A 9234-nucleotide genomic window follows, 5' to 3' on the forward strand; every position below is an offset into this window, starting at 1 on the left:
CCAGAGGTCGGCGCAGGCCTCCGCCATCGCCTCCAGACCCTCCACCACCTGGCCCCACACGATCCCCGGAACCCAGCCCACGTCCCCGTTGAGGAGCAGGTTGTTGCGTTCGTAGAAGAGGGCCAGGTCCACGACCGTCGTGCCGGGGTGGACCTCCCGGTCGTAGCCGTAGGACTGCGTGCCCAACTGGGTGCCGGAGAAGGAGAAATAGCACAGGTCGCCGGGGATGGGCGTTACCGTCGGGTTCTCCAGAGGTGGCTCTGATGTCGTGAAAGGCGGGAACAGGGCGTAGATCTCGTTTCGTGCGTACTTGGCGTGATACACGTCGCCGGACAACGGCAGCGCGTCCCACACCGCCGCGCACGTGAGCGGCGCGCGGTCGTCCAGGAGTTTTGCCGTGCAGTGGACTTCCCGCTTGACCAGCGAGATCTGGATGTGGCGATCGGTCATGCACTCCATGGCATGCCGTGTGCCCGCCGCGGTCAAGGGCGCCTCGGCCGGGGGCGGGGCCAAAAGCGATCTGCATAACTCGCATGGTCTCGGGTAGCCGCGCGGCCATGGCTCCACCACTTGGGTACGAGTACGACGCAGACGCACGCACAGGGATAAGAGGGACCAGCCGCCGGTCGCTGCTCGCCGGGGTCGCGGCGTTCGGCGCGCTGGGTGCCGCGGGATGCAGCCGGGTCCCCACCGCGGCGGCCGGAGTGAAGGGTGGTGATCTTCTCTCCCGGCTCCGGGCCCAGGGCGTTGTCCGGCTCGGTATCGCGGGCGAGATCCCGTTCGGCTACATCGACAAGGACGGCAAGCTGACGGGCGAGGCGCCCGAGCTGGCCAAGGTCATTTTCAAGCGGCTCGGCGTCGATCGCGTCCAGCCGGTGCCCACCGAGTTCGGCTCGCTCATACCCGGGCTCAACTCGCAGCAGTTCGACGTCGTGTCCGCCGGGATGTACATCAATCCCGAGCGCTGCGAGCAGGTGATCTTCTCGGATCCGGACTACCAGATGAAGGACGCCTTCATCGTGCGGAAGGGAAATCCCAAAGGGCTGCACGACTACGCGGACGTCGTCGAGAAGAAGGCGAAGTTCGCCACCGGGACCGGGTACGCCGAGATCGGATACGCCGTCGAGGCGGGCTACGAGGAGAGCGACATCCTGATCGTTCCCGACCAGGTCGCCGGGTTGAACGCCGTGGAGGCGGGACGGGTCGACGTGTTCGCGGGGACGGCGCTCACCGTCCGCGAAGTCGTCAAGAAGTCGGGCAAGGCGGAGGCGACCGAGCCCTTCGCGCCGCTCGTCGAGGGAAAGCCGCATGTGGACGGCGGGGGGTTCGCGTTCCGGCAGACCGAGACGACGCTGCGAGACGCCTTCAACGGCGAGCTGCGGAAGCTGAAGGAGAGCGGTGAGCTGTTCCGCATCCTCAAGCCGTTCGGCTTCACCAAGGCGGAGATGACCGACATGACCGCGAAGGAGCTCTGTCGCGGATGACATCGGGACTCTGGGAACTGGTACTCGCCGGCATCTGGATCACCATCCAGCTGCTCGTCCTCAGCGCGCTGCTGGCCACGGCCGTCTCCTTCGGCGTGGGGATCGCGCGCACCCACCGGCTGTGGATCGTCCGCTTCCTCGCGGGCTTCTACACCGAGGTGTTCCGCGGCACCTCCGCGCTGATCATGATCTTCTGGGTGTTCTTCGTGCTGCCGCCCGCGTTCGGCTGGCAGCTGGTGCCGCTGTGGGCGGGCACGCTGGCGCTCGGGCTGACCTATGGGGCGTACGGCGCCGAGATCGTGCGCGGTGCCCTGAACTCGGTGGATCCGGCACAGCGTGAGGGCGGGATCGCGCTGAGCTTCACACCCTGGCAGCGGCTGCGGCTGATCCTGCTGCCGCAGGCGGTGCCGGAGATGATCCCGCCGTTCTCGAACCTGCTGATCGAGCTGCTCAAGGGCACCGCGCTGGTGTCCGTGATGGGCATGGGCGACCTGGCGTTCAGCGGCAACCTGGTGCGGCTCGCCCTCCAGGAGAGCGCCGGCATCTACACGTACATCCTGCTGATCTACTTCGTGATCGCGTTCCTGCTGACACGGGTGATGAGGGGGCTGGAGCGCAGGCTCAAGGCCGGGGTCGGCCGGGCCGGGGCAGCCGGGAAGCCCGGGCCCACGCCCGAGCAGGAGCTGCGCCGCCCGGAGACGACCGGCGTCGCCGCGGGAGGTGGTGTCTGATGCAGTGGGACTGGGGCGCGGTCGCCGACTTCATGCCGCACTTCTGGGACGGTCTGCTGGTCACCCTGCAGGCCCTGGTGCTCGGCTCGCTGATCGCGTTCGCGCTGGGGCTGGTGTGGGCGCTGCTGATGCGGACGCCGTCGCGGTTCGTCCGCTGGCCGGTCGGGGTGGTCACCGAGTTCATCCGGAACACCCCGCTGCTGGTGCAGCTGTTCTTCCTGTTCTACGTGCTGCCCGAGTGGAACCTCACGTTCGCCGCGCTCACCACGGGTGTCGTCGCGATCGGGCTGCACTACTCGACGTACACGATGCAGGTCTACCGGGCCGGTATCGAGGCGGTGCCCGCGGGTCAGTGGGAGGCGGCCACGGCGCTGAACCTGCCGCTGCGGCGCACCTGGACGGCGGTGATCCTGCCCCAGGCGGTCCGCCGTGTGGTGCCAGCGCTCGGCAACTACGTGATCTCGATGCTCAAGGACACGCCGATGCTGATGGCGATCACCGTGCTGGACATGCTCGGCGAGGCACGGCTCTTCGCGCAGCAGAACTTCCAGTTCACCGAGCCCCTCACGGTCATCGGAGTGGCCTTCATCCTCATCTCCTACCTGGCCTCCGTCCTTCTGCGAACCCTGGAGCGACGCCTTGTCCGCTGACACACCGCTCATGAAAGAACCCGACGCCCACGCCAATCCGCCGGTGGACGGCAGCGAGCTGATCCGCTTCGACCATGTGACCAAGCGGTTCGGGGGCAACACGGTCCTCGACGGGCTCGACTTCTCCGTGGACGCGGGCAAGCACGTCACGCTGATCGGTCCCTCGGGGTCGGGCAAGACCACGATCCTGCGGCTGCTGATGACGCTGCTCAAGCCCGACGAGGGCACGATCACCGTCGCCGGGGAGCAGCTCTTCCCGGCGAGCGAGAAGCAGGTCCGTGAGGTCCGCAAGAAGATCGGCATGGTCTTCCAGCAGTTCAACCTCTTCCCGAACATGAAGGTGCTGCGCAACATCACCGAGGCTCCGGTCACCGTTCTCGGCCTGTCCAAGGACGAGGCCGAGCAGCGGGCCCGTGATCTGCTGGACCTGGTGGGCCTCGCGGACAAGTGCGACGCCTATCCGACCCAGCTGTCCGGCGGGCAGCAGCAGCGGGTGGCGATCGCGCGGGCGCTGGCGATGCGGCCGCAGGTGCTGCTGCTTGACGAGGTGACGTCCGCGCTCGACCCGGAGCTGGTCGCGGGTGTGCTCGACGTCCTCCGTGACATCGCCCGCACCACCGACATCACGATGCTCTGCGTGACCCACGAGATGAACTTCGCCCGGGACATCTCGGACCAAGTTCTGATGTTCGATTCTGGCCATGTCATCGAGTCCGGGCCGCCCGAAAAGATCTTCGGCGATCCGGAGCACGATCGAACGCGGGAGTTCCTCGGTGCCGTCCTCTGACTACAGGAGGTAGACGCTTCAACACGGCAGGTCCGCCCCCTGGGGCATGACTTTGGCATATGCCAGAGTACTGATGCCCCTGCTGGGAGCCCCGGGGGCGCACCGACTTTCTCATGAACAACCCCTCCCCGTACGCCTCCTGGGCCGTATCGTGGACAACGGCAAGCTTCGCTTAGCTGTCCAAAAACCGGCCCGAGAAGCGCAGGGGGAACCGTGGCGCTCAAGCACGAGCCGACCGCGCCGTACCACTCGGCCCAGGACGCCCTGCGCGTCCTGGAGACCGTGGCACGACGCTCCGCCGGCGTCACCGACGCCGAACTAGCACGCCAGACCCGCCTCGGCAGTGAGCGGCTGACCTCGCTCCTGCGGATGCTGCGGCGCGAGGGGTACGTCGAGCAGACAGCCGACGGGGCATACGTGACCGGGGATGCCCTCAGTCGCCTCGGCTCCGCCCGCGACCGCGACCTCGCCCTGCGCGACACGCTCCAGCACACCCTCGACCGGCTGCGCGACTCGGTGGGCGCCGCCGTCTACGTCAGCCGGTACGTCGACGGCGAGATCGACATCACCGGGTGCGCGCAGAGCCCGGCGACCCCGGCCGTCCACGAGTGGGTGGACTTCCGCTCCTCCGGCCACGCCAGCGCGATCGGCAAGAGCCTGCTGGGGCAGCTCGACCTGAACGCCCGGCGGGACCATCTCTCCCGCCACAGGCCGGCCCGCCTCACCTCGCGCACGATCACCAACGAGAAGGCCCTGCTGAGCAGGCTGGACGCCCAGACGCCGACGGTCCCCGTCCTCGACCTGCAGGAGTACGCGGTGGGCACGGTCTGCGCGGCCGTCCCCATCACCGCGGGATCCTCCGTCGGCTGCCTCGCCCTCTCCCTCCCGGTCGAGCACGCGCACCGGCTCCGCCAGGCCGCGGACACGCTGAACCGCGGCGCGGCACCCGTGCTCCTCTCCCTGGCGATCTAGCACCTCGCTCGCCTGGGAGATCCACGTCACGTTTGAGGAGATCCACGTCACGTTTACGCGGTCGGAAACACCTCTCCGGACCAGGTAGTATTTCTGGTGTCGCCGACCGCGAGAGCGGAAAGCGAGAGTCATGCGCCGCTAGCTCAGTTGGTTAGAGCAGCTGACTCTTAATCAGCGGGTCCGGGGTTCGAGTCCCTGGCGGCGCACGATGTCGATGGCGAGGCATGTTCGCGGAAAGCGCGAACCGGCCTCGCCATCGTCGTTCCTGCGCGGCTTCGCCGCGCGTTGTGGGGGCTTCGCCACCCACACCCCCTGCGCCACAGTGACCCTCGCCGCTACCGGCCGAGCAGCTCCTCCCTGCCCCGCTCCCGGTACTCCGCCACCAGCCCCGCCGCGTCCGCCGCGCTCAGCCGCCGGTACGCGGGCTCCCCCGGTGGCCGCCACCACACCGGGTCCGGGCACCGGAAGCCCTCGCGCCGCAACCGCGCCCGGTGGATCTTGTTCGTGGCCGTGACCGGCATCCGCTCCACCACCCGTACGAACCGGGGCGCCATCTTCGTCCCCAGGTCGGGCTGGGCCGCCAGGAAGGCGCCGAAGGCGACCGGGGCGAAGGTCCCGGCCACCGTCGCCATCACCTGGTCACCGGCCACCGGGTCGGGCACCGCGTACACCGCGACGGCGTCCGCGCCCTCGTACCGGGCGAGGATGTTCTCGATCATCGCGGCGGCGAGGTTCTCGCTGTCGACGCGCAGCCGGTCGTCCGTGCGGCCGGCGAAGTACAGAAACCCGTCGGCGTCCCGGAAGAAGAGGTCCCCGGTCCAGTACCAGCCTCCCCCGTTCCCGGCTTCCCTCGAGCCGGGGGACCCCCACCGCCGCCGCGCCGCGTCCGCCTCGGGGTTCTTCCAGTAGCCCTCGAAGGGGCTCGCCCCGCGGTTCACCAGCTCGCCCATCGCCTCGTCCCCGTTGAGCAGGCGCCCGTCACCGTCGAAGACGGCGCGCGGGCACTCCTCCCGCGTCGCGGGATCGACCACCGCCAGATCGTCCCCGGGGGCCGCCCGCCCGATCGCCCCGGCCGGGGTTCCGGGCGTCCACTGGATGGCGGCCCCGCCCTCGGAGGAGCCGTAGCCCTCCACGAGCCGCACCCCGAACCGCTCCTCGAAGGCCGCCGCGTCCACCGCGCCCGCCTCCGTCCCGAAGCCGAGCCGCAGCGCGTGGTCGCGGTCGTCGGGGCGCGGTTCGGTCGCCAGGACGTACTGCACGGCCCGCCCCACATAGGTGAAGTACGTCGCCCCGTACTTCCGTACGTCGTCCAGGAACCCCGAGGCGGAGAACCGCCGCCGCAGCGCGACCCCCGCACCCGCCGCGAGCGCGGGCGCCCAGTCGGCGATCACCGCGTTGCCGTGGAACATCGGCATACACACGTAGTGCACGTCGTCCGGCCGCACCCCGAAGTGGCGCACCAGCGACAGCCCGGCCGCCGCGAGCCGCCCCTGCGAGCAGATCGCGGCCTTGGGCGCGCCGGTGGAGCCGGAGGTGAAGTAGAGGAGGAGGCGGTGGCCGGGTGTGGCACGGCCCGGGTCGGGCGTGGCGCCGGTGTACGACGCGAGCAGGTCCTCGTAGCCTTCCGTCCCGGTCACGAGCAGCCGTATTCCCCCACGCTCGGCTCCGCTCCCGCGGGGGGACCCCCACGGCAGGTCGAGGCCGTCGAGCAGCGGGAGGTGGGCCCGCTCGGTGACGAGGACACGGCACTCGGTGTGCAGGATGTCGCGGGCCAGCTCCGGCCCCCGGCGGGTGGGGTTGATCCCGGCGACGGCGGCACCGGCCAGCGCCGCCGCGCCGATCCACAGCGGGTACTCGGGGGTGTTGTCGAGCAGCACACCCACGTGGGGCTCGGCGCCCGGCGGCAGCAGGTCACCCAGCAGCGCCGCCCGGGCCGCGGTCCCGGCCGCCACCTCGTGATGGCTTAGCACCAGATCCTCGAACCACAGCCCGGGCCGGTGGTCACCCCACTGGTCGGCGACGAGCTCCGCGACCGTACGTCTCATGGACTCCATGCGGCCGCACGGTAGTTGACGTCTCGTCAGATTGGGAGGTTCAGGCGACGAGGGAGAATACGGCCAGCATGAGGAAGAGGGCGATCAGGATCATCACGACCAGGCAGCCCGTGATCAGCCCCGTACCCAGCCCGTTCCTGACGGAGTTCGGCGCATGGGCCGTGGCCCTCTCCGGGCGGTCCGGCGTGTAGTGCACGATCACGATGTCGCCCTCGACCCGCGTCGACGGCCCGTGGGCCTCGTCGAACCGGATGACGCGGCCGTCCCAGGTCCGGAACTCGTAGACGTGGTGCAGCGTCGTCCGCACGGAGGAGTCGTGTCCGCCACTGGTCTTCGTGTACGTGCGCAGGCAGCGCGCCTCGGCGGTCAGCCCGCTGCTCCAGGCCAGTCTGAGCTCCCGTGAACGGCCGCTCGCCTTGACCGCCGCGAACACCAGGATGGCGATCATGATCATCAGCAGCGGCACCAACAGCAGGAAGAACTCCATGTGCGTCCCCCGACGTTCCGTACGCCGCTCCGGGCGGCGGCGTGTTCGGGAACGTACCCGCGCGGCGGGCGCTATCTCCTCAGAGGAAGCTCAGAACTCACTGGTTCACCTGTTCCCCGTCACCAGTACTGGATCATCACCTTGACCAGGACGATCAGCCCCGCGCCGAGGACGAGGAGTGCCAGCACCGTCCTCGTGGAGCCCGTGCCCGGCTCGAACGCCGTGGCCGCGTCGGGGTCGTCCGACGCGTAGTGCACCAGGATCTCGTCGCCCACTCCCAGGTCGGGCGATCCACCCGCCTCCTCGAAGCGCACCGCGCGCCCGTCGGCCGTGGTGAAGTCGAACTGGTGGTTCTGGATCCGCTGGGGCACGTCGTTGACGATCCGGGTGGTGACCCACGCCCGTGTCACCCGCGCCTGCGCGGTGAGTCCGCTCCAGGCGGCGCGGCGCTGCCGGTCCCTGCGGATGATCTCGTAACCGCCGTAGAGGCAGAGGACGATCAACAGCGGGAACAGTATGTGGAACACCCAGTCCATGGGCCGCACCCCCGTGCTCGTAAGGAATCCGCGTACGCCGCAACACAACCGGAGCCGATCGCGGCGCACGCGGACCCTACCCGAGCCGGGATCAGAACGTGACGTCGGAGCAGGCGTAGAACGCGTTGCCCGTGTCCGCGATGGTCCAGACGGCGAGGACGACGTGGTGGCCGCTCAGGCCGGACGGCAGTCTGCCCGTGTGGGAGAGCGTGGACGGCGGGCGCTGGCCGTTGTACGGCACCGTGAAGAACGGGGTGAGGTTGAGGTCGGAGCGGGCCAGCGCGTGGTTCTGGTTCCAGCCCTGCTTGGTGACGTAGTACTTGAAGTCGGTCGTCGCGTGCATGGCGGTGAACTGCCAGCGGAACGTGTAGTTCTGGCCGCCGGTGACCCTGGTGGTGGGCCAGGCGCCGCCGCCCGGTTTGGTGGGCGAGTTGAGCTGGCCGAACCGGCCGACCCCGCCGGAGCAGAGCTGCCCGTCGGCCGGCCCGGAGGACGGGAAGCCCTTCGGGCCCTCGACGCTCTGCGGCTCCCACTGGATGTCGCCGCAGCCCGTGACGGTGCCGTTCTGGCAGAGCTTCTGCCTGCTGACGGGGAGGTCGGTGTAGCCGTGGCCCGAGGCGCCACCGCTGGAGAGCACGAGGGCTCCCGTCGTGGCGAGGCCGACCGCGGCCGCGTACCACTTGGTCTTCTGACGCATGCTTGCTCCTGGAGAACGTGGGGAGTTCCGTGAGCCGTGCGTGCGCATCGCGATGCTGTGGGGAGTGCGCGTCCCGTGAGAGGACACGCACGGGTTCCAGGTCTAGACCAAGTCCCAGGTTATGACCGGCAGTTGAACATGTCCATACCAATCCGCGGTCATTCCAGGCCATCAGGGAGAGCCTTCGCGCCGTCCCGTGCAGAACGCCACCGTGAGGTCCTTCACCAGTGCCTTGCGCTCGTAGTCGTCCAGTTCGACCAGACCGCGCATGGTCAGCCGGGTCACGGTGTCCTCGACCGAGTCGACGACGGAGGCGAGCACGGTGTCGCGGTGCTGCGCGTCGAGCGCCGCGATCCGGCGGCGCTGCATGACGGCGGCCACCTCCGGCGCGTACTCGATCCGGGTCGGCTGGGCGGAGAACACCTCCAGCCCCACCGGTGCCGTGTCCGCCGCCACGAGCCGGGTCAGCGACTCGCCGACCGCCTCCGTGTTGCGCAGCGTCGCGTCCTTGACCAGCGCGGAGGGCGACACGTCGGCCGGGAGCCGCGAGACCACCCGGGACAGCGCGGCCTCCACGCACTCCCGCAGATACTGCTCGTGGTCCTCGACCCCGAGCACGGCCCGCGCGGTGTCCTTGACCCTCCAGGCGACGAGCACGACGATCCGCAGGGCGACACCGTTGGTGTCGACGGCCTGCATCGGCTCACTGCGCCAGTGCCGCAGCCGCACGTCGACCCGGCGGCGCCGTGACAGCGGGTTCACCCACATGAGCCCCGTTCGCCGCACAGTCCCGCGGTACCGCCCGAACAGCCCCAGCACCCATGCCCCTCCGGTCC

The 9234-nt window shown here is 69.6% G+C and carries 11 protein-coding genes and 1 tRNA gene; 6 read left to right on the forward strand and 6 right to left on the reverse strand.

The features are described 5' to 3' along the window. The coding region (locus FNH04_RS35110; RefSeq protein WP_194236913.1) for a DUF3830 family protein at positions 1-450 on the reverse strand (450 nt) is incomplete at its 3' end. A gap of 107 nt (positions 451-557) precedes the next feature. On the opposite strand from FNH04_RS35110, the gene ehuB reads away from it, so the two are divergent. The 6 genes from ehuB (at position 558) to FNH04_RS35140 (ending at position 4830) form a co-directional block, all read left to right on the forward strand. Continuing rightward, positions 558-1484: an ectoine/hydroxyectoine ABC transporter substrate-binding protein EhuB gene (gene ehuB, locus FNH04_RS35115; protein ID WP_152789899.1), complete on the forward strand. Its 927-nt coding sequence runs from the start codon at positions 558-560 to the stop codon at positions 1482-1484. Next, positions 1481-2215, forward strand: coding sequence for an ectoine/hydroxyectoine ABC transporter permease subunit EhuC (ehuC, locus tag FNH04_RS35120; protein ID WP_152789900.1), 735 nt, complete (start codon positions 1481-1483; stop codon positions 2213-2215). The genes ehuB and ehuC overlap by 4 nt, the downstream gene beginning before the upstream one ends. Then, complete coding sequence (gene ehuD / locus FNH04_RS35125; protein ID WP_152789901.1) at positions 2215-2865, forward strand: ectoine/hydroxyectoine ABC transporter permease subunit EhuD; 651 nt, start codon at positions 2215-2217, stop codon at positions 2863-2865. The genes ehuC and ehuD overlap by 1 nt, the downstream gene beginning before the upstream one ends. Before the next feature lie 10 nt (positions 2866-2875). Further along, on the forward strand, positions 2876-3652 hold the full coding sequence (ehuA, locus tag FNH04_RS35130; RefSeq protein WP_152789902.1) for an ectoine/hydroxyectoine ABC transporter ATP-binding protein EhuA: 777 nt from the start codon (positions 2876-2878) through the stop codon (positions 3650-3652). Between the two features lie 213 nt (positions 3653-3865). Next, the gene (locus FNH04_RS35135; protein ID WP_322724743.1) at positions 3866-4624 is read left to right on the forward strand and encodes an IclR family transcriptional regulator; all 759 of its coding nucleotides are present in this window, start codon (positions 3866-3868) and stop codon (positions 4622-4624) included. Between the two features lie 132 nt (positions 4625-4756). Beyond that, positions 4757-4830: transfer RNA gene (locus tag FNH04_RS35140), tRNA-Lys, on the forward strand. A 129-nt stretch (positions 4831-4959) separates the two neighbouring features. Here FNH04_RS35140 and FNH04_RS35145 read toward each other — a convergent pair. The 5 genes from FNH04_RS35145 to FNH04_RS35165 form a co-directional block, all read right to left on the reverse strand. Further along, the gene (locus tag FNH04_RS35145; RefSeq protein ID WP_152789903.1) at positions 4960-6678 is read right to left on the reverse strand and encodes an AMP-binding protein; all 1719 of its coding nucleotides are present in this window, start codon (positions 6676-6678) and stop codon (positions 4960-4962) included. Positions 6679-6718: 40 nt separating this feature from the next. After that, positions 6719-7165 carry a DUF3592 domain-containing protein gene (locus FNH04_RS35150; protein ID WP_152789904.1) on the reverse strand — a complete coding sequence of 149 codons (447 nt, stop codon included), beginning with the start codon at positions 7163-7165 and terminating at the stop codon, positions 6719-6721. A 119-nt stretch (positions 7166-7284) separates the two neighbouring features. Continuing rightward, positions 7285-7701 carry a DUF3592 domain-containing protein gene (locus FNH04_RS35155; RefSeq protein WP_152789905.1) on the reverse strand — a complete coding sequence of 139 codons (417 nt, stop codon included), beginning with the start codon at positions 7699-7701 and terminating at the stop codon, positions 7285-7287. Positions 7702-7792: 91 nt separating this feature from the next. Then, on the reverse strand, positions 7793-8398 hold the full coding sequence (locus FNH04_RS35160; RefSeq protein WP_152789906.1) for a lytic polysaccharide monooxygenase auxiliary activity family 9 protein: 606 nt from the start codon (positions 8396-8398) through the stop codon (positions 7793-7795). Positions 8399-8569: 171 nt separating this feature from the next. Next, positions 8570-9234 (reverse strand): SPFH domain-containing protein (locus FNH04_RS35165; RefSeq protein ID WP_265581083.1); only part of this gene is annotated, 665 nt, incomplete at its 5' end.

It is taken from the genome of Streptomyces phyllanthi (assembly GCF_009377205.1).
GTDB lineage: Bacteria > Actinomycetota > Actinomycetes > Streptomycetales > Streptomycetaceae > Streptomyces > Streptomyces phyllanthi.

Bases quoted from the DNA above. Each gene is read 5' to 3' on its own strand.
- ehuC (WP_152789900.1), top strand. From the start codon at position 1,481: ATGACATCGGGACTCTGGGAACTGGTACTCGCCGGCATCTGGATCACC.
- FNH04_RS35150 (WP_152789904.1), bottom strand. From the start codon at position 7,165: ATGGAGTTCTTCCTGCTGTTGGTGCCGCTGCTGATGATCATGATCGCC.
- ehuA (WP_152789902.1), top strand. From the start codon at position 2,876: ATGAAAGAACCCGACGCCCACGCCAATCCGCCGGTGGACGGCAGCGAG.
- ehuD (WP_152789901.1), top strand. From the start codon at position 2,215: ATGCAGTGGGACTGGGGCGCGGTCGCCGACTTCATGCCGCACTTCTGG.
- FNH04_RS35145 (WP_152789903.1), bottom strand. From the start codon at position 6,678: ATGGAGTCCATGAGACGTACGGTCGCGGAGCTCGTCGCCGACCAGTGG.
- FNH04_RS35155 (WP_152789905.1), bottom strand. From the start codon at position 7,701: ATGGACTGGGTGTTCCACATACTGTTCCCGCTGTTGATCGTCCTCTGC.
- FNH04_RS35160 (WP_152789906.1), bottom strand. From the start codon at position 8,398: ATGCGTCAGAAGACCAAGTGGTACGCGGCCGCGGTCGGCCTCGCCACG.
- ehuB (WP_152789899.1), top strand. From the start codon at position 558: ATGGCTCCACCACTTGGGTACGAGTACGACGCAGACGCACGCACAGGG.